Source organism: Corallococcus exercitus, assembly GCF_003611585.1.
GTDB lineage: Bacteria > Myxococcota > Myxococcia > Myxococcales > Myxococcaceae > Corallococcus > Corallococcus exercitus.
Genome location: NZ_RAVW01000112.1, coordinates 1 through 23,993, shown reverse-complemented (window position 1 = coordinate 23,993; position 23,993 = coordinate 1). Strand labels below are relative to the sequence as shown.

General features: G+C 70.6%; 15 protein-coding genes. 10 read left to right on the top strand and 5 right to left on the bottom strand.

What is annotated here, in order from left to right; genetic code table 11:
* Positions 1-80: 80 nt before the first annotated feature.
* The 4 genes from D7W79_RS16180 to D7W79_RS16165 all read left to right on the top strand — a co-directional run bounded on the left by D7W79_RS16180 (position 81) and on the right by D7W79_RS16165 (position 9,529).
* Complete coding sequence (locus D7W79_RS16180; protein WP_167497704.1) at positions 81-1,439, top strand: NAD(P)/FAD-dependent oxidoreductase; 1,359 nt, start codon at positions 81-83, stop codon at positions 1,437-1,439.
* A gap of 251 nt (positions 1,440-1,690) precedes the next feature.
* Positions 1,691-6,733 (top strand): DNA topoisomerase 3, encoded by a 5,043-nt coding sequence (locus tag D7W79_RS16175; RefSeq protein ID WP_208729747.1) that lies wholly within the window; start codon positions 1,691-1,693, stop codon positions 6,731-6,733.
* 286 nt (positions 6,734-7,019) lie between these two features.
* Positions 7,020-8,414 (top strand): MBL fold metallo-hydrolase, encoded by a 1,395-nt coding sequence (locus D7W79_RS16170; RefSeq protein WP_120526274.1) that lies wholly within the window; start codon positions 7,020-7,022, stop codon positions 8,412-8,414.
* A gap of 299 nt (positions 8,415-8,713) precedes the next feature.
* On the top strand, positions 8,714-9,529 hold the full coding sequence (locus D7W79_RS16165; protein ID WP_120526273.1) for a matrixin family metalloprotease: 816 nt from the start codon (positions 8,714-8,716) through the stop codon (positions 9,527-9,529).
* A gap of 74 nt (positions 9,530-9,603) precedes the next feature.
* On the opposite strand, the gene D7W79_RS16160 is transcribed toward D7W79_RS16165, so the two are convergent.
* Together D7W79_RS16160 and D7W79_RS16155 are read right to left on the bottom strand one after the other, a co-directional pair.
* The gene (locus D7W79_RS16160; RefSeq protein ID WP_120526272.1) at positions 9,604-9,981 is read right to left on the bottom strand and encodes a DUF5335 family protein; all 378 of its coding nucleotides are present in this window, start codon (positions 9,979-9,981) and stop codon (positions 9,604-9,606) included.
* 130 nt (positions 9,982-10,111) lie between these two features.
* Entirely contained in the window at positions 10,112-11,260 is a 1,149-nt protein-coding gene (locus D7W79_RS16155; RefSeq protein WP_120526271.1) for an AAA family ATPase, read from the bottom strand.
* A gap of 218 nt (positions 11,261-11,478) precedes the next feature.
* Between D7W79_RS16155 and treZ the strand changes: the two genes are divergently transcribed.
* The 4 genes from treZ to D7W79_RS16135 all read left to right on the top strand — a co-directional run bounded on the left by treZ (position 11,479) and on the right by D7W79_RS16135 (position 16,803).
* On the top strand, positions 11,479-13,326 hold the full coding sequence (gene treZ / locus D7W79_RS16150) for a malto-oligosyltrehalose trehalohydrolase (protein WP_120526270.1): 1,848 nt from the start codon (positions 11,479-11,481) through the stop codon (positions 13,324-13,326).
* Positions 13,327-13,415: 89 nt separating this feature from the next.
* Positions 13,416-14,741 carry a discoidin domain-containing protein gene (locus D7W79_RS16145; RefSeq protein WP_244221799.1) on the top strand — a complete coding sequence of 442 codons (1,326 nt, stop codon included), beginning with the start codon at positions 13,416-13,418 and terminating at the stop codon, positions 14,739-14,741.
* A 153-nt stretch (positions 14,742-14,894) separates the two neighbouring features.
* Positions 14,895-16,325, top strand: coding sequence for a M20 family metallopeptidase (locus D7W79_RS16140; protein ID WP_120526268.1), 1,431 nt, complete (start codon positions 14,895-14,897; stop codon positions 16,323-16,325).
* A gap of 58 nt (positions 16,326-16,383) precedes the next feature.
* Positions 16,384-16,803 carry a VOC family protein gene (locus tag D7W79_RS16135; RefSeq protein ID WP_120526267.1) on the top strand — a complete coding sequence of 140 codons (420 nt, stop codon included), beginning with the start codon at positions 16,384-16,386 and terminating at the stop codon, positions 16,801-16,803.
* A 65-nt stretch (positions 16,804-16,868) separates the two neighbouring features.
* On the opposite strand, the gene D7W79_RS16130 is transcribed toward D7W79_RS16135, so the two are convergent.
* The 3 genes from D7W79_RS16130 to D7W79_RS16120 form a co-directional block, all read right to left on the bottom strand.
* A complete protein-coding gene (locus D7W79_RS16130; RefSeq protein ID WP_120526266.1) occupies positions 16,869-18,488 on the bottom strand; it encodes a serine/threonine protein kinase in 1,620 nt (539 codons plus the stop codon).
* 130 nt (positions 18,489-18,618) lie between these two features.
* Positions 18,619-19,380 (bottom strand): ABC transporter permease, encoded by a 762-nt coding sequence (locus tag D7W79_RS16125; protein WP_120526265.1) that lies wholly within the window; start codon positions 19,378-19,380, stop codon positions 18,619-18,621.
* Positions 19,381-19,405: 25 nt separating this feature from the next.
* Positions 19,406-20,347, bottom strand: a complete 942-nt coding sequence (locus D7W79_RS16120) for an ABC transporter ATP-binding protein (RefSeq protein ID WP_171436675.1) — start codon at positions 20,345-20,347, stop codon at positions 19,406-19,408.
* A gap of 184 nt (positions 20,348-20,531) precedes the next feature.
* On the opposite strand from D7W79_RS16120, the gene ettA reads away from it, so the two are divergent.
* Entirely contained in the window at positions 20,532-22,211 is a 1,680-nt protein-coding gene (ettA, locus tag D7W79_RS16115) for an energy-dependent translational throttle protein EttA (RefSeq protein ID WP_120526264.1), read from the top strand.
* A gap of 30 nt (positions 22,212-22,241) precedes the next feature.
* Positions 22,242-23,693 (top strand): MocR-like pyridoxine biosynthesis transcription factor PdxR, encoded by a 1,452-nt coding sequence (gene pdxR, locus D7W79_RS16110; protein WP_120526263.1) that lies wholly within the window; start codon positions 22,242-22,244, stop codon positions 23,691-23,693.
* Positions 23,694-23,993: the final 300 nt, after the last annotated feature.

The following is a 23,993-nucleotide window of genomic DNA, read 5'->3' as shown; positions in this document are numbered from 1 at the left end:
GGGGTCCGACAGCGGGGCGGCGGGCAGGCGAGGAACAACGGCCGCTGGCCGGGCGCGTCATGCGTCCGCACCTTCCCGCCATGGAACGCGACCGGGACAGCAGGCATCACGTGGTCATCGTGGGGGCGGGCTTCGGCGGGCTTCAGGCCGCGAAGGCCCTGGGCAAGGCGGACAACGTGCGGGTGACGGTGGTGGACCGCTACAACCACCACCTCTTCCAGCCGCTCCTGTATCAGGTGGCGACGGCGGTGCTGAACCCGGCGGACATCTCCGCGCCCATCCGCAGCGTGCTGCACTCGCGCAACACGGAGGTGCTGCTGGCGGAGGCGAAGTCGGTGGATCCGCGCCGCAAGGTGCTCATCGTCGAGGGCGGGGAGATTCCCTACGACTCGCTGGTGCTGGCCACGGGCGCGTCGCACTCGTACTTCAAGCACCCGGAGTGGGCGCAGGTGGCGCCCGGCCTGAAGACGCTGGAGGACGCGGTGCGCATCCGCGAGCGCGTGCTGACGGCCTTCGAGGCCGCGGAGCGCGAGTCCGACCCGGTGCGCCAGCGGCAGTGGATGACCTTCGTCATCATCGGCGCGGGGCCCACGGGCGTGGAGCTGGCGGGAGCGCTCTCGTACATGACGCGGCACGCGATGCCGAAGGACTTCCGGCACATCGACACGCGCGAGGCGCGGGTGGTGCTGCTGGAGGGGCTGCCGCGCGTGCTGAGCGCCTATCCGGAGACGCTGTCGGAGGCAGCGAAGCGCGACCTGGAGAAGCTGCACGTCGAGGTGCGCACCGGCGCCCTGGTGACGGACATCGACGCGGAGGGCGTCACGTTCGGGGACGAGCACATCGCCACGCGCACGGTGCTGTGGGGCGCGGGCGTGGCGGCGTCGCCGCTGGTGCGCTCGCTGGACGTGCCCCTGGACCGCGCGGGGCGGGTGAAGGTGTCTTCGCAGCTCACGGCGCCGGGGCTGGACGACGTGTATGTGATTGGTGACGTGGCGGCGGTGGAGCAGAACGGCAAGCCCGTGCCGGGCATCGCGCCCTCGGCGATGCAGATGGGGCGGCACGTGGGGAAGACCATCCGCGACCGGCTGGCGGGCCGGCCGTTGAAGGCGTTCCGCTACCACGACAAGGGCAGCTTCGCGGTGATTGGCCGCGGCTACGCGGTGGGCCTGCTCTATGACAAGTGGCGCATGAAGGGGCTGCCGGCGTGGCTCGTCTGGGCGGGCGTGCACATCGCCTACCTCGTCGGCTTCCGCAACCGCGCCTCCGTGATGCTCAACTGGGCCTACACGTTCTTCACCAAGGGCGGCCGGGACATGCGGCTCATCACCGGCAATGTGTTGAAGCGCATGCCCGCCCTCGCGGCATCCACGCAGGCGCCCGCCCTGCCGCCTCCCGCGCGGCCGGAGCTGCCGGTGTCGCAGCCCGCGCCGGTGCACTGAAGCCGCAGGACGTGCGAAGTGGTGGAAGTCGCCCCGGGGCCTTGCTGGCGCCAGGGCGATTTTCGTTTTGATCGGACCCCCTGGCCGTTATCGATCCTGTCCGTCGGCTCCTCGGTGGGCATGCGGGCGTGACGGAGCGGGACAGGTGGGCCCTGGCCATGTCAGCCTGCCGCGATAGGGAAGGGTAGGGACGCACGCCGTGGGGAGCCCGACCCCGCGGGTGGGCGGCCGGGGCGGGGAGGGGACAGGCCATGAGGTGGGATGAGATGGGCGAGTCGCCCGGATGGGACAGCACGGTGTCGCGGGACGGGAGCGTGGACGGAGGGACGGCTCGCGGTGGACGGGGATCCGTCCTCGCGGTGGTGGCGGAGAAGCCCGCCGTGGCGCGCGACATCGCCCGGGTGCTGGGCGCCACCGAGCGCGGCGAGGGCTTGCTTCGCGGCAACGGCTACGTCGTGACGTGGGCCATCGGGCACCTGGTGGGCCTGGCCCAGCCACATGAGATTCGCCCTGAATGGAAGAAGTGGCACCGCTCGCACCTGCCCATGCTGCCGGAGGACTGGCCGCTGGTGGTGTCGGACTCCACGAAGGACCAGTTCGAGGTCGTCCGCCGGGTGATGAACGCGCCGGAGGTGTCCGCCGTGGTGTGCGCCACGGACGCGGGGCGCGAGGGCGAGCTCATCTTCCGGTACATCTACGACGCCGCCGGGTGCCGCAAGCCGGTGCGGCGGCTGTGGGTGTCGTCGCTCACCGAGCGCGCCATCCGCGACGGCTTCCAGCAGCTCAAGGACGGCAAGGCCTACGCCCCGCTCGCGGACGCCGCCATGGGGCGCAGCCGCGCGGACTGGCTCGTGGGCATGAACCTGTCGCGCCTCTACACGCTGGCGAGCGGGACCTACGGCAGCATGCTGTCCGTGGGACGCGTGCAGACGCCCACGCTGGCCATGGTGGTGGAGCGCGAGCTGGCCATCCGCGACTTCGTGCCCCGGGACTACCTGGAGGTCGTCGCCACCTTCGTGCCGCGCGGCAAGGGCGTGCCGCAGGGGGCGCGCTACCAGGGCACGTGGTTCCGCTCGGGGCCGGACGGCAAGCCGGTGATTCCGCCGGGCTACGAGTCCGTGCGCGAGGCGCGCCGGCTGGACGCGGACGGCGTGGAGGCGGGCCGCATCATCGACCGCGTGCGCGGCGGCAGCGCGGCGGTGGAGTCGCTGGACGCGGAGACGAAGCGGATGCCGCCGCCGCTGCTCTACGATTTGACGGAGCTGCAGCGCCACGCGAACCGGCTGTTCGGCTTCAGCGCGAAGCACACCCTGGAGGTGGCGCAGGCGCTCTATGAGAAGCACAAGCTCCTGAGCTATCCGCGCACCGCGAGCCGGCACCTGTCGGCGACGGTGGCGGACACGCTGCCGGAGGTGGTGCGCGCCATCCAGGCCCCGTACCAGGAGGACCTGGCGCCGGGCACGGGCGAGCGGCCCCTGGGCAAGCGCTACGTGGACGACGCGAAGGTGACGGACCACCACGCCATCATCCCCACGCCCATGCCGGCGTCCGGCGTGCGGCTGTCCCCGGACGAGCAGCGCCTCTATGACCTGGTGTGCCGGCGCCTGCTCCAGGCGTGGCACGAGGACCACGTCTGGAAGGTGACCACGGTCATCACCGCGGTGACGTCGAAGGGGGACACGGGGCCGGTGGTGGACCGCTTCCACAGCGCGGGCACGCAGGTGGAGAAGGTGGGCTGGAAGGTCCTGGACGTGGGGGGCGGGCAGAAGGCGCCGCGCCTCAAGTCCGAAGGCAAGAAGGGCGCGGACAAGGACAAGGAAGAAGAGCCGGACGACGAGCCGCAGGACCTGCCGCCGGGGCTCGCGCGCGGGCAGGCGCAGACGGTGGCGGACGTGGAGGCGGTGAAGAAGCGCACGCGTCCCCCGCCGCGCTTCACGGAGGCGACGCTGCTGACGGCGATGGAGTCCGCCGGGCGCACGCTGGATGAGCGGGAGCTGGCGGACGCCATGCGCGACACGGGGCTGGGCACTCCCGCCACGCGCGCCGCGACCATCGAACTCCTGCTCGAGCGCGAGTACCTGACCCGCGAGGGCAAGCGCCTGGTGGCCACGGAGAAGGGCATCCATCTCATCGGGGTGGTGCACCCGGACGTGAAGTCCCCCGTGATGACGGGACAGTGGGAGGCGTGGCTCCAGCGCATCGAGCGCGGACAGGGGGCGCTGGACGCGTTCATGAGCGGCATCGAGGCCTATGTGCGGGAGGTCGTGGGGCAGGCGCCCACGTCGCTGCCGCCCACGCCGGCGGTGGCCGGACCCGGGGCCCGGAGCGGAGCGGCGCCCGCGAGCGGACGCTTTGAAACCACCCGGCCGCATCCCGCGCAGGGGCCCGCCGAGGAACTCTTCCGGACCCGTGAAGCCGCGGCCGCCGTCGTGCGGAGCGCGGCCCGCGCCAACACCGCGCGCAATGAGGTCGGCGCCTCCGCGAGCATGCCGTACGGGGGAGAGGGCTCGGGGGCCGCGTTCGGCCAGGGCAGGGGAGCGGGCGCCGGTGCCGCAGGGGGCGCGTTCGGCCACGGCGCCGCAGGCGACGCGCGCCATGCGGCGGGCACCTCCGCCAGCGGTGCTTCCCGGGGCGCGGCGCACCTCGCGGATGCGCATCACTCGCCGGGACCTTCCGCTCATGGCGGTGCGGCCCACCTCGGAGATGCACGTCACGCGGGGCCTTCCGCTCACGGTGCCTACGGCGGCGCCGACGTGCACGTGGGAGCCATGCGTCCTGCGACGGGCGCTCCGGCGCACGGCCTCCACGGGGACGCGGGCAACTGGCCGGGTCCGGCCGCCGGCACCACCGCCCCGGCCTCACGGACCGCGTCGCCGCGCGGCCAGGCTGCTCCCCCCAATATTCCTCCCGCGGAGGTGCGCTCCGCGTTCGTGCAGGCCTCCTCCGAAGGCTTCGGCCGGGCGAAGCGTCAGCCCCAGGCCGTGAACATGGGCAGCGGCCGGCCGGAGCGCGTGCATCGCGCGCCCACGCCTCCGGACAAGCTGCGCGGGCTCCTCAAGGAGGCCTTCGGCTTCAACGACTTCCGCCCGTACCAGGAAGAGGTCTGCCGCGCGGCCACGTCCGGCGAGGACCTGCTGCTGGTGATGCCCACGGGCGCGGGCAAGTCCCTCTGCTACCAGCTCCCCGGCCTCGCTCGCGCGGGCACCACCGTCGTCGTCAGCCCGCTCATCGCGCTGATGGAGGACCAGGTGCTGCGGCTCCAGTCGCTGGGCTTCGCCGCGGACCGCATCCACTCCGGCCGCGACCGGGCCACCTCCCGGCAGGTCTGCGCCGAGTACCTCGAAGGCCGCCTGGACTTCCTCTTCATCGCCCCGGAGCGCCTGGGCGTCCCCGGCTTCGTGGAGCTGCTCGCCCGCCGCACCCCGTCGCTCATCGCCATCGACGAGGCGCACTGCATCTCGCAGTGGGGCCACGACTTCCGTCCGGACTACCGGCTGCTGGGCTCGCGCCTGCCGCTCTTGCGTCCCGCCCCCGTGGTGGCCCTCACCGCCACCGCCACGCCGGACGTGCAGAAGGACATCGTCCAGCAGCTGGGCCTGCGCGGTTCGCGGGGCGGCGCCGCGCACACCTTCATCCACGGCTTCCGCCGCACCAACATCGCCATCGAGGTGCGTGAGCTGAACCCGGGCGCTCGCGGCGACGCCATCCTGTCGCTGCTGCGCAACCCCGAGCACCGGCCCGCCATCGTCTACGCTTCCACGCGCAAGCACGCGGAGCAGTACGCGGACCTGCTCGCGCACGACTTCCACACCGCGCCGTATCACGCGGGCCTCCAGCCCCAGGAGCGCGACCGCATCCAGGCCGCGTTCCTCAAGGGCCACCTGGAGGTCATCGTCGCGACGACGGCGTTCGGCATGGGCATCGACAAGCCGGACGTGCGCACCGTCATCCACGCGGCGCTGCCGGCCAGCCTGGAGGGCTACTACCAGGAGCTGGGACGCGCGGGGCGCGACGGCAAGGACTCGCGCGCGGTGCTGCTCCACGCCTTCGTGGACCGGCGCACCCACGAGTTCTTCCACCGCCGCGACTACCCGGACCCCTCCGTCCTGGAACGCATCTACCAGGCCACCTCCAACGAGCTGGAGCCCAAGGCCTCCATCCAGGCCCGCGTGCGGGGCGACCCCGAAATCTTCGACAAGGCGCTCGAACAGCTGTGGATCCACGGCGGCGTGGAGATGACGCCGGATGAAGACGTGCGGCGCGGCCGCGCGGGCTGGGCCGTGGCGTACATCGCGCAGCGCGAGCGCAAGCAGCTGCACCTGGAGCAGATGGGCCGGTACGCGGAAGCGCACGACTGCCGCATGCGCCACCTGGTCGCGCACTTCGGCGACGTGCAGGACTCCGGCGCAGCCTGCGGCCTGTGCGATGTCTGCGCCCCCGAGTCCTGCGAGGTGGTCCGCTTCGAGGAGCCCTCCGCCATGGAGGCCCACGCGCTGGGCCGCATCCTGGAGGCCCTGCACGCCCGCGACGGTCAGGCCACCGGACGGCTCCACCGCGAGCTCTTCGGAGAGCAGCTCCACCGCCGTGACTTCGAGCGGCTCGTGGGCGGACTGGTGCGCTCGGGGCTGGTGCGCCTGGACTCGGACTCGTTCGACAAGGACGGTCAGGTCATCCTCTTCCAGCGGCTGTCCCTGACGGACACCGGCCGCCGCGCGCGCGTCATCGCCCCCGGACAGGTGGTGCTGCCGCAGGCGCGCGAGGTGCCCTCCAAGAAGCGCAAGGGCCGCACCGCGGCCGGCGGCACGAAGCGCACGTCCCGCAAGCGCGCGGCCAGCGCCGAGGCCGCACCCCGGGGACGCAGCAAGAGCCGCCGTGGCACCGACTCCTGGACGCCGCGCGAGCCCGCCGCCGACGCGGACTTCAGCCAGGAAGCCTTCCCCACGGACGCACCCGCTCCGGCCCGGAGCGGGTGGAGGGCACGCACCCCGTCGGAGTCGTCGCCGGGCTCGGGCTCCCGGGCCTCGTGGAACGCGTCCCGCACCGCGCCGCCGGAGCCTGGCTACCCGGCGCCACCGGCGTCCCCCGCCCTGGTGGAGTCCCTCAAGGCCTGGCGCCTCACCGAGGCCCGTAAGCGCAAGGTGCCCGCCTTCCGCATCCTCACCGACCGCGTGCTGGACGCCATCGCCAGCGCCCGGCCCTCCAGCGGCGCGGAGCTGATGTCCATCCACGGCGTGGGGCCCACCCTCACGGAGCGCTACGGCCCCCAGATTCTCTCGCTCGTGTCCCGCCGCTGATCGCCGCCCTCGTGTCTCGCGGTGGACAGGGGCGCGGCGGATCCGCGTCCCGTGGACCGTCGCGTGCCCCACGGACGCGACTCCCGGCGTCAGCGTGGCTCCGGCGTGGGCCCTCCGGTCCGCACCGAACCGCCTGACAAGGGAAAGCCTTTTCCTGGGCCGCAGGCGTGGAGGGCATGCGGCCGGGCAGGAAGCTTGTTTCCCAAGCTTGTAGGCAAAAGTCCGGGTGCCACCTTCTCACCCACACGCGCATTGGGAGCGGCGTGGGGGTTCAAGGGGGCGCGCAATGGAGCTGGGTTTCGAGACGATTGGCAACGCCACACTCATCTGTCACGACAACGGGCCCGTGCTGGTGACCGACCCCTGGACGGACGGGGACGCGTACTTCGGCAGCTGGACGCTGTCCCACGAGGTTCCGGACGAGCAGCGCCAGGCCATCATCGACTGCCCCTTCGTGTGGCTGTCGCATGGCCACCCGGACCACCTGAGCATGGCGTCGCTGGAGAAGCTGCGCTCGCGCACGCTGCTGGTCCCCAACCACGTGGGCGGCCGCATCCGCGATGATTTGCAGGAGGCGGGCTTCCGCGTCCAGGTGCTCGCGGACCGTCAGTGGACGCGCCTGTCGCCGCGCATCCGCGTGCTGTGCCTGCCGGACGTGAACCAGGACGCGGTGCTGCTCGTGGAGGTGGGCGGCCGGCTCATCGTCAACCTCAACGACGCCGGGGACCGCGGCCAGGGCCGCTTCGTGCGCCGGGTCATCAAGGAGTACAGCGAGACGTACCTGCTGGCGCTGTCCGGCTACGGCGACGCGGACATGATGAACTTCTTCACCGAGGACGGGAACCGCATCCTCCCGTACGCGGCGGCGAAGACGCCCGTGGGACAGACCATCGCGCGCATGGCGGAGACGTACGGCGTCCGCTACTTCGTGCCCTTCAGCTCCATGCACAAGTACCAGCGCGCGGACAGCGTCTGGTGCTCCGAGTACACCACCACGCTGCCGGACTACGCGCGGGGCTTCGCCTCCACCACCTGCGAGATGCTCCCGGCCTTCCTGCGCCGCGACTTCACCAACGACTCCTCCGTCTCCATCAACCCGAAGGAGCGCGCCATCAAGCCGGTGGACCCCAAGGACTACGGGGATGACTGGAGCGAGTGCCTGGACGCGGACGAGGCGAAGCAGCTGGAGCAGTACTTCCGCGCCGTCGAGCACCTGGGCACCGTGCTGGACTTCGTGCGCTTCCGCGTGGGCGGCAAGGACCACGTCATCGAGTTCAACAAGCGCCGCTTCCACAAGGGCATCACCTTCGATGCGCCCCGCAACTCGCTGATGACCGCCGTGAAGTACCAGGTGTTCGACGACCTGCTCATCGGCAACTTCATGAAGACCACCGTGCACGGCGGCTTCGGCAAGGGCAGCCTCTACCCGGACTTCAGCCCCTACGTGGCCAAGTACGCGGACAACGGCAAGGCCCGCACGGCGGCGGAGCTGCGCAACTACTTCAACGAGTACCGCAGCCGCGACATGGTGGGCTACCTGCGCCACCAGCTGGATGCCCACTGCGTGCGCCCCCTCCAGATTCAGTCCGCGGAGCTGCTGCGCACCCTGCTGCCCCCGGGCTCCAACACCTTCCGCATGGCCAAGGAGACCTACTGGAAGATGCGCCGCGCCATCCTCTAGGGGCTCCAAAAGCTGACTGGAATCAGGACATCTCGCTGTCCCTTTCTCGGACAGCGGGAGTCCCCTGGTAAAACCTTACTGTTTCCAAGGACTTGCCATTGTGAACGTCACGTGAAGTGACGGTTGACGAGGGGAGGGCTGGAGCGGGAGCGCTCCAGATATCCCCGCGTTTCCTGTTTTTCTCCTCGGGAGCCCCGTTGGCCCGGCAGTTGCTGAATGGCCCGGCGCGCGGCCCGCGGCTGGCGGGAAGGCCAGGCGGTGGCCGCGCATCCCCCGAAGGACACAGGAAGAGTTCCCCGATGCTCAAGTTCCGCTCTGTTGCGATGCTGGCCGGTGTCTCGCTGCTCGGTGCCGCGTGTGGTGGTCCCGAGACGGCGCAGGAGTCCGAGGCGAAGCCCACGTGGGAGGAGTTCCAGGCGAACGCCTACCGCGAGCCGTGGGAGGGCGGGAAGATCATCGTCAACGGTGACGAGGCGCTGGAGTCCGAGGAGGAGCTCAAGGCCTACTTCCAGAACGTCGTCGAGGCGCAGCTGGGCAAGTCGCAGGACGGGCTGGCCGTCTATTACATCGGCGGCGACATCAAGTGGAGCAGCACCCAGAAGCTGAACCTCACCTACTGCATCAGCAACAACTTCGGCACCAACAAGACGAAGGTCGTGAACGCCATGGCGAGCGCGACGGCGGCCTGGGAGGCCACCGCGAGCGTCAACTTCACCTACCTGTCCCAGTACGACGCGTCCTGCACCGCGTCCCAGACGGGCGTGCTGTTCGACATCCGCCCGGTGAGCGGCCAGTCCTACGTGGCGCGCGCGTTCTTCCCGAACTCCAGCCGCTCCGGCCGCAACGTCCTCATCGACAGCAGCGCCTTCGGCAGCCTGGGCGCCTGGACGCTCACGGGCGTGCTGCGCCACGAGCTGGGCCACACGCTGGGCTTCCGTCACGAGCACACCCGCTCCACCGCGAGCGGCTGCTACGAGGACAACCAGTGGCGCGCGCTGACCTCCACCTACGACCGCGCGTCCGTCATGCACTACCCGCAGTGCAACGGCACCCAGACGGGCGACCTCGTGCTGACCACCCTGGACAAGCAGGGCGCCCGCTCGCTGTACCCGTGAGCTGAGCGTCACCCTTGAGGGGGCAGGGGCTGGTGGGAGCGTCTTCTGGCGCCCCCGCTGGCCCCGTGCCGTTTCTAGAAGCGGGCGGAGACCTCCTCGGCCTCGGTGGGGCGCTCGAAGAAGATGAGCGTCTTGCCGCCGCGCTCGCCAATCTCCAGGCACTCCAGCGCGCCGCTCTGGCTGTCCACCTCCGCGACGAGCAGGTCCGGTTCGAGGATGCGGTGGGTGATGCGCCCGTCCTCGCGGCCCACGATGATCTGCACCGCGCCGGAGTCGCTGCCCTTCGTCTCCAGGGAGATGTCCACCAGGGGCAGGCGGTCGGCCAGGGGCTGGTCGCCGCTCTCCGCGTCGATGGACTCCACGCGCACCCACTGGGTGGCGTCCTGCTTGCTGATGCCGGCGAGGTAGCTCGCCCACTGCTCCCGGGGGATTTCCTGGTTGATGTGTGCCATGGGCCGCCTCCCGCGTGCCTGTCGTGTGCCTCAACCGTAAGGCGTCTGACTCGCGGGTGAAGGACGGGCCCGGCTGAACGACGCTCCGGGGACCCCGCGGACCGGGCCCCGGTACGTCGGCTGCTTTGTGTCAGCCGCGCTCGGCGTGCACGGCGTCGTCCTTCAGCACCAGGCGCACCGTGGCGGCCTGTCCGTGGCCGAAGTGCTCGTAGGCGGCCTGCTCCAGCACGGGCGCCAGGGCGGTGCGCAGGCCGCGGGCGCCCGTCTCACGCTTGATGGCGCGGGCGACAATCCACTCGCGCACGGCGGGGTCCACGGTGAGCTGCAGGCCCTCGTGGGCGAACTCGCGCTCCCAGGTGCGCAGCACGTTGTCCTGGAGGATGTCCCCCAGCGTCGCCGCGTCCAGCGGCGCGAAGGACACCAGCCGGTTGAAGCGGCCGATGAGCTCCGGGATGAAGCCGTAGCGGGAGAACGCGGTGGTGTTCTCCAGGTGCTCCTCGGTGATGCGCGTGGCGATGGACTCCAGGTCCTTCAGTCCGCCCTTGCCCGGCTCGCGGCCGAAGCCCACGCGCTCCACGTGGGACATGGTCTCCGCGGTGCCCCGGAAGCCGCTGAAGGCGCCGCAGGCGATGAAGGTGATGCAGCCCATGTCCAGGGATTCGGAGCGGATCCGGCTGGTGAAGCCGAAGTCCGGCGGGAAGGTGGCCTGGGCCGCGGAGAGCAGGTGCAGCAGGCTGCGCTGCACGCCGAAGCCGCTCACGTCCTTGGTGGTCTGCTGGCCGGAGAAGCGGCTGTCGGAGCGGCTGGTGGCGAGCTTGTCGAACTCGTCCATGCAGATGACGCCGCAGGACGCCCACTCCGCGTCGCGCTCCGCGGCTTCGTAGAGGCGGGACAACAGCGTGCTGACGTCGTCGCCCACGTAGCCCGTTTCGGAGAACTGGGTCGCGTCCGCGAGCACGGTGGGCACGCCCAGGATTTCGCGGAACATCAGCTCCACCAGGAACGTCTTGCCGGAGCCGGTGGGCCCCAGGAAGAGGGCGTTCTCGCGGGTGCCGGGCTCCGGCTCCAGCCCCTCCAGGTACAGCCGGCGGATGCGGCGCAGGTGGCGGTAGGCGAGCACGGACGCGGCGCGGCGGGCCTCGGGCTGGCCCCGGTAGCCCAGGTCCCCCAGACGCGCGTCGATCTCCTTCGGCGACAGCACCTCCAGCGCGGCCACGCGCTCCTGGATGGGCGGGCCTTCGGGGAAGGCGGAGGGTTCGACGCCGGAACGGGGAGACATCGCGGTGGGCTCCAGGAGGGTGCGGGCGCGGCGGGGCGCCCCATCATCCGGGACGTGCCGGGGCGCGACAAGCCATCCCCTCGCGGCGTGGGGCATGCGGCCCTCCGTCCGCCGGTCCGCACTCGTGGTCCCCCAGAGGTCGGCCCGTGAACAGCGGTGGGACTCCGGTCCAGGGGGTGCTCCCCGTGTCCCCCCTGGCGCATTAACAGGGACACGACATGGCTCAATCGAATGAAGCACGGTCCCAGGCGCCCCGGCTGGGCGCGTGGGTGGAGGGTGGTTCCACGGTGCGCTGGCGCGTCTGGGCGCCGGGCCACAAGGGCGTGGACGTGGTCCTGTACGACGCGGAGGACCGCGTCCTGCGCAAGCTGCCGCTCACCCCGGAGGCGGACGGCTGCTTCGGCGGCGCGCTGCCGGACCTGGGCGAGGGCGCGCGCTACAAGCTCAGCGTGGACGGCGGAGATCCGTTCCCCGACCCGTGGTCCCGCTCGCAGCCCAAGGGCGTGCACGGCCCGTCGGAGGTCGTCAGCTCCGACAACGGCTGGACGGACTCGCACTGGAAGGGACCGGATCCGCGGGCGCTGGTCATCTACGAGGTGCACGTGGGCACCGCCACGCCGGAGGGCACCTTCGAGGCGTTCATCCCGAAGCTGGCCCACCTGCGCGAGCTGGGCGTGAACACGCTGGAGCTGCTGCCCCTGGCCAGCTTCCCGGGCGCGCGCAACTGGGGCTACGACGGCGTGGACCTCTTCGCGCCGCAGGCCACCTACGGCGGGCCCAGGGGGCTGCGCAAGCTCATCGACGCGGCGCACGCGCACGGGCTCGCGGTGCTCATCGACGCCGTCTACAACCACTTCGGGCCGGACGGGAACTACCTGCGCGCGTACTCGCCGCACTACTTCACCGGCAAGCACCACACGCCCTGGGGCGACGCGGTGAACTACGACAGCGAGGGCAGCCGCTTCGTGCGCTCGCTGGTGCTCTCCAACGTGGAGATGTGGATCCGCGACTACCACGCGGACGGCCTGCGCCTGGACGCCGCGCACGCCATCGTGGATGACGGCCAGCCGCACCTGCTGGCGGAAATCGTGGAGCGCGCCCACGCCGCCGCCTCCGGCCGCCGCGTCGTCGTCATCGCGGAGGACGAGCGCAACGAGCGCAAGCTCGTCACCCCTGCCGCCGAGGGCGGCTACGGCCTGGACGGCGTCTGGGCGGATGACCTGCACCACCAGCTCAGGCGCGCCTTCGCGGGCGACCACGAGGGCTACTACCAGGACTACACCGGCAGCGCGGAGGACCTGGCCGCGACGCTGCGTCAGGGCTGGTTCTACACGGGCCAGAAGTCGAAGAATCTGGGCCACGCGCGCGGCACGGACCCGAAGGGGCTGGGGCCGTGGCACTTCGTCCACTGCATCCAGAACCACGACCAGGTGGGCAACCGGCCCTTCGGCAACCGCCTGTCGGAGGACGTGTCGCCGGCCGCCTACCGCGCCATGAGCACGCTGTTGCTCCTGTCGCCCTTCACGCCGCTGCTCTTCATGGGCCAGGAGTGGAACGCGCGCACGCCGTTCCTCTACTTCACGGACCACAACGCGGAGCTGGGCAAGCTGGTCACGGAGGGGCGCCGCAAGGAGTTCTCCGGCTTCTCTCGCTTCAAGGGCGAGGAGGTGCCGGACCCGCAGGACCGCGACACCTTCACCCGCTCCACGCTGGACTGGGACGAACTGGACGGCGCGGATGCCCGGGGCGTGCACACGCTCTACAAGGAACTGCTGCGCCTGCGCGCCACGGAGCCCGTGCTCACCAGCCGGCAGGGCACGCATGACGCGCGCGCGGTGGGCCCGGACGCGTTCGTGCTGGAGCGCCGCGCGGAAGGGGACACGCTGCTCGTCATCGTGAACGTCCGGGGCTCGCTGGTGCACACGCTGCCCCCGCACGCGAGCGCGGGCATCGTCGCGTGGAGTGAGAACCCGCGCTACGGCGGCACCGTGGAAGGCGCCCCGCTCACCGGCAACGTCGTGCGCCTGGAAGGCCCCTCCGCCGCGGTGGTGAAGCTGCGCGAGTAACCCGCACGCAAAGGCAGACAGTGTTTCACGCGCGGCCCGTCACCCCGGAAGCAGGGGAGACGGGCCGTGATGTTTCCGGACAGTGAAACATGCAACGACAGGGAATGCCCTCGGGGACGGGCCGGTACACGGCCTCCCAGGAGGAAGCACCTTTGTCCCAATCCCATCCATCGCCGTGGAAGCGGCACCTCACCACCACGGGCGCGCTGCTGCTGCTCGGGGCCTCGACACCGGCGCTCGCCGCGTCGGGCTTCACCGCCGTCACCGCCAGTGGGAATGACGGCAACCCGCCGTCCGCCACCGTCGACGGCAACCTCACCACGCGCTGGTCCAGCGACGGCGTGGGGCAGTGGCTCCGGGGCGACCTGGGCAGCGTGAAGTCGCTGTCCGCGGTGGACATCGCCTGGCACCGGGGCGACGAGCGCACCAACACGTTCGTCATCGCCACGTCCACGGACGGCAGCACCTGGTCCACCGCCGTCTCCAGGACGTCGTCCGGCACCACGGCGAACTTCGAGCGCTACAGCTTCAGCGCGCGCAACGCCCGCTACGTGCGCGTCACCGTCAACGGCAACTCCGTCAACACCTGGGCCAGCATCGCGGAGTGGGCCGCCATCACCTCCGCCGCCACGCCCACGGCCGGCAAGGACCGCTTCGGCGTCACGCAGCTCTACCCCTCGAAGTCCGGGGGCGAGGCGTGGACGCTGGCGGACAACGCGCTGACGGACTCTCGCTTCGACCCGCAGAACCCCATCACCCGCAACAGCGACGGCTCCTGGAAGATGAAGGACTCGCAGGTGCGGATGAGCGTCTTCACGTCCACGGGCTACGACGACCGGAAGATTCCCACCTATGACCGGGACGTGCTCGCGAGCCGTGGCTACATGCAGGCGGCCAACGACTGGAAGAACATCGAGATGACCGGCTTCGTGAAGGTCAACGCCGCGTCCGACGTGAAGGACAACTTCGCCTGGTACGCGCGCGGCGGGAAGCACAACAACGACCACTCCGGCTGCGAGGGCAGCAGCTACAAGGCAGGCCTGCACTACGACGGCCGCGCGCGCTGGGAGAAGGAGACGTGGCACGTCTCCTACGAGCAGACGCCCTACGTCACGGCCACCTCCGCCCTCAAGGGCCGCTGGGTGGGCTTCAAGGCCGTCATGCGCAACGTCACCGTCAGCGGCCAGCCAGCCGTGAAGCTGGAGCTGTACGTCAACGAGAACGCGGACAAGGTGACGTGGAAGAAGGCCTACGACTACACGGACGCGGGCAAGTGGGGCGGCGACGCCGGGCACTGCGGCGGCGCCGTGGCGGGCATGCCCATCACCTGGGGCGGCCCCATCGCGGTGTTCCGCTGGGACAACGCCACGGACGTGGACTTCAAGTGGCTGAGTGTTCGCGAAATCCAGCCCTGAACCCCGCGTGAAGAAGGACTGGAACGCGGCCTGACGCAGGACGGCAGGCCGCGCGCCGGGCGGCCGGGGAGGCCCGGAACGGGGTGTCCCGGCCTTCCGGAGGCGGGGCTTTCCATCGACAGCGAGCGCCGGGCTGGGCAGCATGGCGGCGCCATGAACGTCGACCAAGCCCTCGCCTCGTCCGAGCGCATCTGGGAGCAGGAGATCCTCCCGGCGCTGGAGCGCTACATCCGCATCCCCAACAAGTCGCCCTCGTTCGATCCGGACTGGGTGAAGACCGGCCACATGGAGAAGGCCGTGCAGCTCATCTCGGACTGGTGCCGCGCGCAGACCGCGCACCTGCCGGGGCTCACGGTGGAGGTGGTGCGGCTGAAGACGGCGGACGGCAAGGACCGCACGCCGGTCATCTACATGGAGGTGCCGGGCACGCGCGCCGACGACACCGTGCTCCTGTACGGGCACCTGGACAAGCAGCCGGAGATGACCGGCTGGCGCGAAGGCCTGACGCCGTGGACCCCCGTGCGCGAGGGCGACAAGCTCTACGGGCGCGGCGGCGCGGATGACGGCTACTCCGCGTTCGCGTCGCTGTCCGCGCTGCGGCTGCTGAAGGAGCAGAACGTTCCGCACGCCCGGTGCGCCATCGTCATCGAGGCGTGCGAGGAGAGCGGCAGCTACGACCTGCCCGCGTACATCGAGGCGCTGGCGCCGCGCATCGGCAAGCCGTCGCTGGTGGTGTGCCTGGACTCGGGCTGCGCGAACTATGACCAGCTCTGGATGACCACCAGCCTGCGCGGCATGGTGGCCGGCAACCTGCGCGTGGACATCCTCACGGAGGGCGTGCACTCCGGCGACGCGACGGGCGTGGTGGCCTCTTCCATGCGCATCATGCGGCAGCTCTTGTCGCGCGTGGAGGACGAGGCCACGGGCCACATCAAGGTGAAGGAGCTGCACACGGAGATTCCGGAGGGCCGGCGCCAGCAGGCGAAGGCCGCGGCGGAGACGCTGGGCGAAGAGCTGTCCTCGAAGTTCCCCTGGGTGGAGGGCGCGCGCCCGGTGACGACGGACGGTACGGAGCTGGTGCTCAACCGCACCTGGCGGCCGGCGCTGGCGCTGACGGGCGTGGATGGCGTGCCGGGGCTGGCGAGCGCGGGCAACGTGCTGCGCCCCTTCACGACGTGGAAGCTGTCCATGCGCATCCCGCCGCGCGTGGATCCGAAGGTGGCCTCGAAGGCGCTGAAGGAGACGCTGGAGAAGGATCCGCCGTACGGCGCGAAGGTGTCGTTCGACGGGGACAAGGCGTCGGTGGGCTGGGACGCGCCGCCCCTGGCCGGCTGGCTGTCGCGCGCGGTGGAGTCCGCGTCCAAGTCATGCTTCGGCAAGTCCGCCATGGCGATGGGCGAGGGTGGCACCATCCCGTTCATGGGCATGCTGGGCGAGCGCTTCCCGGAGGCGCAGTTCCTCATCACGGGCCTGCTGGGACCGGGCAGCAACGCGCACGGGCCCAACGAGTTCCTGCACATCCCCACGGGCAAGAAGCTGACCGCCGCGGTGGCGAGCGTCGTCGCGGATCACTTCAAGCGGTAGTGCCTCACCGGAGGACGGGGCCGCGAGTGCCCCGTCCTTCGCGTTCCCGGAGCGTCCCATGCCGAGCAAGCCCCGTCGCACCGGCCACGTCCGGTCGCAGCCCCTCATCGCGGTGCGCGACGTCGAGGCGAGCAGCCGGTGGTACCAGGCGGTGCTCGGCTGCGAGAGCGGGCACGGCGGGCCCGAGTACGAGATGCTGCTGAACAACGGCGAGCTCGTGCTCCAGCTCCACGCATGGGACCTGGACGAGCACGCGAACCTGATGGGGCCGGACTCGGCGCCGCGAGGTCACGGCGTGCTGCTGTGGTTCGAGACCACGGACTTCGACGCGTGCGTGGAGGCGGCGCGGGCGCTGAAGGTGGAGTGGGTGGAGGAGCCGCACGTGAACCCGAACTCGCGCCGCTGGGAGTTCTGGGCGAAGGACCCGGACGGCTACGTGGTCGTCGTGGCGGCGGAGTCGCGCGCCCGGCGCTCCTGAGGTGGCTTCAGCCTGGCGCGGGCGGTCGCTGCGGGTCCGCCGGACCGGCGGCACGGGGAGGCGCCTCAGCGCCCCGTCTTGATGCCCAGCGACGACCCGGACGGCGGCTTCTTCGGCTGCGTCGCCGGCCGGGTCACCCGCTTCTGGAGCGCCACCGCCACGGAGGGCGCGTCCGCCGCGGACACCTGCCGCGTCACCGGCTCATAGCCGTTGAGCGCGAGCGTCACCGCCACCGACGGCTCACCGGGCACCAGCGGCACGGCCACCGGGGTGATGCCGCGCTCCTCGCCCGCCACCTGCACCGTCGCGCCGGGCGGCTCGCTCGTCACCATCAGGTGCACCGGCTGGGGCGCGGCGTTCCGTGCGGGCGTCTCCGTGGGCGTGGGCGTGGGCGTCTCCGGCGTGCGGCCCTGCACCTCCTCCGGGGGCCGCGTGGCCACCACCGCGGGCGGCGTCACCGCCTCGGGGCCACCGCGCACCAGCACCACCGCCGCGCCACCGACCACCAGCGCGGCGCCGCCCACGACCAGGGGCAGCCAGGCGCGACGCTTCGGAGGCTCCGGCGCCAGGGCCGCGGTGTTCCGCGTCTTCTCCGGCCCCACGCGCGTGGGCGGGCGGGACGGCGGGCCCACCAGCTTCGACGCGCGTGACGAGGCCTGTCCCCGAGCCCCCGACGTGGGCATCCCATCCCGCGAGGAGTTGGACTGCGAGTCCAGGTCCACGTCCTCGGCCAGCTGGTCCAGCTTCGTCGGGTCCGCTTCCGTGGCGATGCGGTCCGCGTACAGCTCCCGCAGGTACGCGGCCAGGTGCGCGCTGCTCGAAGGCAGGCGCAGGTTGAGCGCCCAGTCCTCCAGCGCCAGCCGGAACGCGGCGCAGTCCGGATAGCGGCCCTCCGGCGTGGGCGCGAGCGCCTTGAGCACCACCTCGTCCAGGCCCGGCGGCAGCTTCGGGTTCAGCTGCGACGGCGGCGGCACCTGGCAGTCCCGCACCAGCCGCAGCGTCATCAGGTCCGTGTCGCCCTTGAAGAGGCGCTTGCCCGTGAGCAGCTCCCACATCACGACGCCCAGGGCGAACTGGTCGCTCCGGCCGTCCACCGCCATCCCGTTGGCCTGCTCCGGCGACATGTACGGGTACTTGCCCTTGAGCACACCCGTCGCCGTCTGCTGCCCGCTGGTGGCCGCCTTCGCCACGCCGAAGTCGATGACCTTCACGCCGCCGTCGAACCCGACGAGCACGTTCTGCGGCGACACGTCCCGGTGCACCAGCTTCAGCGGCTGGCCCTGCCCGTCACGCGCACCGTGCGCGTAGGACAGCCCCGCCGCCGCGTCCGCGATGATGCGCACCACCAGCCCCACCGGCAGCGGGCGCTCCTGCTTGCGCGCGAAGCGGTCCAGCCGGCGCACGTCCTCGCCCTGCACGTACTCCATGGCCAGGCAGTGCCGGCCCTCAATCTCCGTGAGGTCCAGGATGGTGATGAGGTTCGGGTGGGACAGCCGCGCCACCAGCCGCGCCTCGTCCAGGAACATCTCCAGGAACTCTTCGTCCTCGGCGAGGTGCGGCAGGATGAGCTTGAGGACGACCAGCCGCTCGAAGCCCGTCCCGTGCTCCCGGGCGAGGAACACCTGTCCCATGCCGCCGGAAGCGATTTTTCGAAGCAGCTCGTATTTCCCGAAGACCACTGCCATGGGTGTCCGGGAAGATACCGCGCTTTCTCAACGGGCGGGAAACAGCCGACCTCCAAAAGGACAAAGCTCCTGTCCGGCAGGGAGGCGCCCGCCTCCCTACCCGTGAAGGAGGCAGGCGAGCTACTGAGGCCTAGGCCTTCATCTTGTAGCCGGACCGCAGCACCGCGTACGTGACGCCCGTCGCGACCGCGGCGGTGAAGGCGAGGATGGCGCCGCCCACGAGCGGTGAGAACAGGCTGCTGCCGAGCATGCCGTAGCGCAGCCCCTCCACCATGTAGACCATGGGGTTGAAGAGGCTGATGTGGTTCCACGGCGAGGGCAGCTCGCGCACCGAGTAGAAGACGCCGCCCAGGAACGTGAGCGGCAGCATCACGAAGGTGGGGAAGAAGTTGATCTGCTCGAACTTCTCCGCCCACACGGCGGCGAGCATGCCCAGCACGCTGAACACGTAGCTGGAGAGCAAGAGGAAGTAGAGCGTCGCCAGCGGGTGCTCCAGGCTGAAGCCGGAGAACACCGCCGCGACAATCCAGGTGAGCAGGCCCACCACCAGGCCGCGCACCATGGCGCCGCCGATGAAGCCCACCATCAACTCACCGGGCCCCAGCGGCGCCACCAGCAGGTCCACCACCGTGCCCTGAATCTTGGTGATGAACAGCGACGAGGAGCTGTTGAGGAACGCGTTGTTGGCGATGCCCAGGAACACCAGACCCGGCACGATGAAGTGCAGGTACGGGTGGCCCTCCACCTCGTGGACGCGGCCCGAAATCGAATAGCCGAAGACGATGAAGTACAGCGTGGTGCTGATGAGGGGCGACAGGACGGTCTGGCCCGGCACGCGCATGAAGCGCCGGACCTCCTTCGCGAACAGCGTCTGCATCCCGAGGACGTTCATGGGGTGTTTTTCGAAGAAGCGGGGTTCAGGCGGCCTGCGAGGGGCGGCCACGGAGGATTTCGATGAGCACGTCTTCCAGGCGCGACCGCCGCGTCTCCACTTCCGCGATGGGCAGCCCGTCGGCGTAGAGCGAGCGGAGCAGCTCACCGGACGGAGCGCAGTTGTCGCGCTCCACGTAGGTGAGCGTGCGGCCGTCGGCGGAGAGGCTCGCGGCGAAGCGCACGCCCGCGGCGGGCATGGCGGCCTGCGGTTCGGAGAAGGTGACCACCAGGCGCTTCTCCCCGAAGCGGCGCAGGAGCGCGGCCTTGTCCTCCGTCATGAGGAGCTTGCCCTCGTTGATGATGCCCACGCGGTCCGCCAGCTCCTCCGCCTCCTCCAGGTAGTGCGTGGTGAGGACGATGGTGGTGCCCTCGCTGGCGATCTTCTTCACGTACGTCCACAGGTCGCGCCGCAGCTCCACGTCCACGCCCGCGGTGGGCTCGTCCAGGAACACCAGCTTCGGCTTGTGCACCAGCGCCTTGGCGATGAGCAGCCGGCGCTTCATGCCGCCGGACAGCGCGCGCGTGAGCGAGTCCTTCTTGGCCTGGAGGTTGAGCGCGGTGAGGACCTCGTCGATGCGCGCGTCGTCGCGGGGCTGGCCGTAGTAGCCCTGCTGGATGCGCAGGGACTCCGCGACGGAGAAGAACGGGTCGAAGTTGATCTCCTGCGGCACCAGGCCCACCTGGTAGCGGGGCCCGGTGGGGTCCTGGTCCAGGTCCTTGCCGAAGACCTTCATGGTGCCGGCGGACTTCTTCACCAGGCCGCACACGCTGCCGATGAGGGTCGTCTTGCCGGCGCCGTTGGGGCCCAGGAGGGCGAAGATTTCACCGGGGCGGATGGTGAGGTCCACCGCGTGCAGGGCGGTGAACTTGCCGTAGGCCTTGGAGAGGCCCTTCAGCTCCAGGGCGGGGGTCATGGGCTCGGACATGGGGCGCTTCCTCTAACACCTTCGAAACGGGTTCGCAGGTCAGCGAGCAGGCGTTTTCGCTCCTGAACGCGTGACGCGCCCCGTCCAACCGGACACGGGGCCTGAGCAGGCGCCTTGAGCCGGATGGGGCTCCCTGCTATCCGCTGGCACCGCTTACGTTTCAGCGAATCCCGAGGAGGCCGCCATGGCCCAGAATTTCATCTTCACGATGCAGGACCTGCGCAAGGTCAAGAACGGCAAGGACATCCTCAAGGGGATCTACCTGTCCTTCTTCCCGGGCGCGAAGATTGGCGTGATTGGTCCCAACGGCTCCGGCAAGTCCACGCTCCTGCGCATCATGGCGGGGGTGGACACGGAGTTCTTCGGCATCGCGAAGCCGGACCCCACGGTGAAGGTGGGCTACCTGGCGCAGGAGCCGCAGCTGGACACGACCCTGGACGTGAAGGGGAACGTGGAGCTGGGCCTGAAGGAGATCCGCCAGGCGCTGGACCGCTTCAACGAGGTCAGCGCGAAGTTCGGGGAGCCCCTGGACGACGCGCAGATGGAGAAGCTGCTCGCCGAGCAGGGCAGGCTGCAGGACTTCATCGACTCCACGAACGGCTGGGAGCTGGACCGCACGCTGGAGATGGCGATGGACGCCCTGCGCCTGCCCCCGGGCGACGCGGACGTGACCAAGCTGTCCGGCGGTGAGAAGCGCCGCGTGGCGCTCTGCCGCATCCTGCTGGAGAAGCCGGACCTGCTCTTGCTGGACGAGCCCACCAACCACCTGGACGCGGAGAGCGTGGCGTGGCTGGAGCAGGCGCTGAAGGAATACAAGGGCACCATCGTGTGCATCACGCACGACCGGTACTTCCTGGACAACGTGGCGGAGTGGATCCTGGAACTGGACCGCGGCGAGGGGGTGCCCTGGAAGGGGAACTACTCCAGCTGGCTGGACCAGAAGCAGAAGCGGCTGGAGCTGGAGGAGAAGTCGGAGAGCCACCGTCAGAAGACGCTCAAGCGCGAGCTGGAGTGGGTGCGGGCGTCTCCGAAGGCGCGTCAGGCGAAGAGCAAGGCGCGCATCTCCGCGTACGAGGATCTGCTCAACCAGTCGCAGGAGAAGCGCGAGCCGACGGGCGAGGTGGTGATTCCGCCGGGCCCGAAGCTGGGCGGGCTGGTGGTGGAGGCGAAGGGGCTGCGCAAGGCCTATGGGGACCGGCTGCTCGTCGACGACCTGAACTTCAAGCTGCCGCCGGGCGGCATCGTGGGAGTGATTGGTCCGAACGGCGCGGGCAAGACGACGCTGTTCCGGATGCTGACGGGCGCGGAGAAGCCGGACGCGGGCGAGCTGCGCGTGGGCGAGACGGTGAAGATGGCGTACGTGGACCAGAGCCGCGACGCGCTGAACGGCGAGCAGACGGTGTTCCAGGAGGTGAGCGGCGGGTTGGATCACCTGGACCTGGGCAGTGCGGGCCAGATGCCCAGCCGCGCGTACCTGGCGGGCTTCGCGTTCAAGGGGCAGGACCAGCAGAAGCGGGTGAAGGACCTGTCGGGCGGCGAGCGCAACCGGGTGCACCTGGCGAAGATGTTGAAGGCGGGCGGCAACCTGCTGCTCCTGGACGAGCCCACGAACGACCTGGACGTGGAGACGCTGCGGAGCCTGGAGGACGCGCTGCTCAACTTCGCGGGCTGCGCGGTGGTCATCAGCCACGACCGCTGGTTCCTGGACCGCATTGCCACGCACATCCTGGCGTTCGAAGGCGACAGCAAGGCGTTCTTCTTCGAGGGCAACTTCGAGGACTACGAAGCGGACAAGAAGAAGCGCCTGGGCCCGGACGCGCTGGAGCCGCACCGGATCCGCTACCGCCCGCTGCAGAAGAACTGAGGCTGCGGCGTCGCGCCCGGGGAGGCAGGCATGGCTCGCTGGGCGCTGACGGTTCCGCTGGACTCGCAGTCACCGACGCCGCGCTTCGTGCAGATCGCGCGAGCGCTGGCGGAGGACGTGCGGCGCGGACGGCTGCGTCCCGGGGAGCCGCTTCCTGGGAGCCGTGCGCTCGCGGTGTCGCTGGGCGTGCACCGCAACACCGTGCTCGCGGCGTATCAGGAGCTGGAGGCCCAGGGGTGGATCGTCACCACTCCGGGGCTGGGCACCTTCGTCGCGGAGGCGGCTCCGGAGGACGCGTCCGCTGTTCCTTCCGTGCAGGCGGCTCCGGACGTGGGCTTCGCATTGCCTCCCGCTGTGGAGACCCGTGCGCTGCCTCGCGGATCCTCGGCGCCTCGCGGCATGTTGTCGTTGCTGACCGGCAGCCCGGATGTGCGGCTGCTTCCTTCGGAGCTGCTCGCGCGTGCGTACCGGCGTGCGCTGAAGCGTGGGGGACAGCGGCTGCTCGACTATGCCGCGCCCCTGGGCCATGCCGGGCTGCGGGAGGCGTTGGCCGGGATGCTGGCTTCGCTTCGCGGCATGGCTGTCACCGCTGATACGCTGCTCATCACCCGGGGCAGTCAGGGTGCGTTGGACCTTGCTGCGCGTACGCTGCTGCGCCCCGGTGACAGCGTCGCCGTGGAGTCACCGGGCTACCTTCCAGCCTGGGATGCCTTCCGCCTCACCGGCGCGAACGTCGTCCCCGTTCCCGTGGACGCCGAGGGCCTTCGCGTGGACGTGCTGGAGCAGCTGGGCCCGGTGCGCGCCGTCTACCTCACGCCGCATCACCAGTACCCCACCACCGTCACGCTCTCCGCCGAACGGCGCCAGCGGCTCCTCGCGTGGGCCAAAGCCTCACGTGTCGCGCTCATCGAGGACGACTACGACCACGAGTTCCACTTCGACGGTCCCCCCGTGCTGCCGCTTGCGAGCCAGGACCGCGAGGGCCTGGTGCTCTACGTGGGCACGCTGTCCAAGGTGCTCGCGCCGGGACTGCGGCTGGGCTTCCTCGCCGCGCCTGCTCCGTTCATCACCCGCGCGGCCTCCGTGCGCGCCGCCGTGGACCGGCAGGGCGACGGGGTCACCGAGGCTGCTGTCGCCGAGCTGCTCGAAGAGGGCGAGGTCCAGCGCCACGTCCGAAAGATGCGCTCCGTGTATCGCTCCCGCCGCGATGCACTGGTGGAAGCACTGCGCGCGTCCCTGGGCTCGGCGCTCGACTTCACCGTGCCCGCAGGCGGCATGACCCTGTGGGCCCGCTGCGCTCCCGGCGTGGACGCCGCCCGCTGGGCCGAGTGGGGCCTCCGCGAGGGCGTCGGCTTCGTGCACGGTGGCCACTACACCTTCGGCCGCGCGCCCCTGGACGCGCTGCGGCTGTGCTTCACGTCACTCCAGGAGGATGAGTTGCGCGAAGCCGTGCGCCGCATGGCCCGTGCGCTTCCCGGGTAGGTGAATGCCGACCCGTGAAGGACTCGGCCCAGCCGCCCGCTCTTCAAAGGCCGGGCCGGCAGCGTCCGTGATGCGGGATGGAGAGTCCCGCGTCTTGGCGATGGGACCTGCTCGGTGCTCGGGGCGGGCGTACCGAAGCGCTAGCCCATGTCTTGCTGAAGACCTTCCGTGTTCCTAAACGACCGATCGTAATTCTCGAACGGTCTCAAGCTGCGCGTCGAGCAGAGGCGGCGCGCAGCAAGGGGCTGGCGGTTCTCTGCGCGTTCCGAGCGTCGAGGTAGGCGTCCACCTCGGTCATGA

Excerpts from the sequence above, each read along its gene's own strand:
- D7W79_RS16120 (WP_171436675.1), bottom strand. The coding sequence starts at position 20,347 with ATGTCCGAGCCCATGACCCCCGCCCTGGAGCTGAAGGGCCTCTCCAAG.
- D7W79_RS16155 (WP_120526271.1), bottom strand. The coding sequence starts at position 11,260 with ATGTCTCCCCGTTCCGGCGTCGAACCCTCCGCCTTCCCCGAAGGCCCG.
- D7W79_RS16165 (WP_120526273.1), top strand. The coding sequence starts at position 8,714 with ATGCTCAAGTTCCGCTCTGTTGCGATGCTGGCCGGTGTCTCGCTGCTC.
- ettA (WP_120526264.1), top strand. The coding sequence starts at position 20,532 with ATGGCCCAGAATTTCATCTTCACGATGCAGGACCTGCGCAAGGTCAAG.
- D7W79_RS16125 (WP_120526265.1), bottom strand. The coding sequence starts at position 19,380 with ATGAACGTCCTCGGGATGCAGACGCTGTTCGCGAAGGAGGTCCGGCGC.
- treZ (WP_120526270.1), top strand. The coding sequence starts at position 11,479 with ATGGCTCAATCGAATGAAGCACGGTCCCAGGCGCCCCGGCTGGGCGCG.
- D7W79_RS16140 (WP_120526268.1), top strand. The coding sequence starts at position 14,895 with ATGAACGTCGACCAAGCCCTCGCCTCGTCCGAGCGCATCTGGGAGCAG.
- D7W79_RS16145 (WP_244221799.1), top strand. The coding sequence starts at position 13,416 with ATGCAACGACAGGGAATGCCCTCGGGGACGGGCCGGTACACGGCCTCC.
- D7W79_RS16135 (WP_120526267.1), top strand. The coding sequence starts at position 16,384 with ATGCCGAGCAAGCCCCGTCGCACCGGCCACGTCCGGTCGCAGCCCCTC.
- pdxR (WP_120526263.1), top strand. The coding sequence starts at position 22,242 with ATGGCTCGCTGGGCGCTGACGGTTCCGCTGGACTCGCAGTCACCGACG.
- D7W79_RS16130 (WP_120526266.1), bottom strand. The coding sequence starts at position 18,488 with ATGGCAGTGGTCTTCGGGAAATACGAGCTGCTTCGAAAAATCGCTTCC.
- D7W79_RS16180 (WP_167497704.1), top strand. The coding sequence starts at position 81 with ATGGAACGCGACCGGGACAGCAGGCATCACGTGGTCATCGTGGGGGCG.
- D7W79_RS16170 (WP_120526274.1), top strand. The coding sequence starts at position 7,020 with ATGGAGCTGGGTTTCGAGACGATTGGCAACGCCACACTCATCTGTCAC.
- D7W79_RS16175 (WP_208729747.1), top strand. The coding sequence starts at position 1,691 with ATGAGGTGGGATGAGATGGGCGAGTCGCCCGGATGGGACAGCACGGTG.
- D7W79_RS16160 (WP_120526272.1), bottom strand. The coding sequence starts at position 9,981 with ATGGCACACATCAACCAGGAAATCCCCCGGGAGCAGTGGGCGAGCTAC.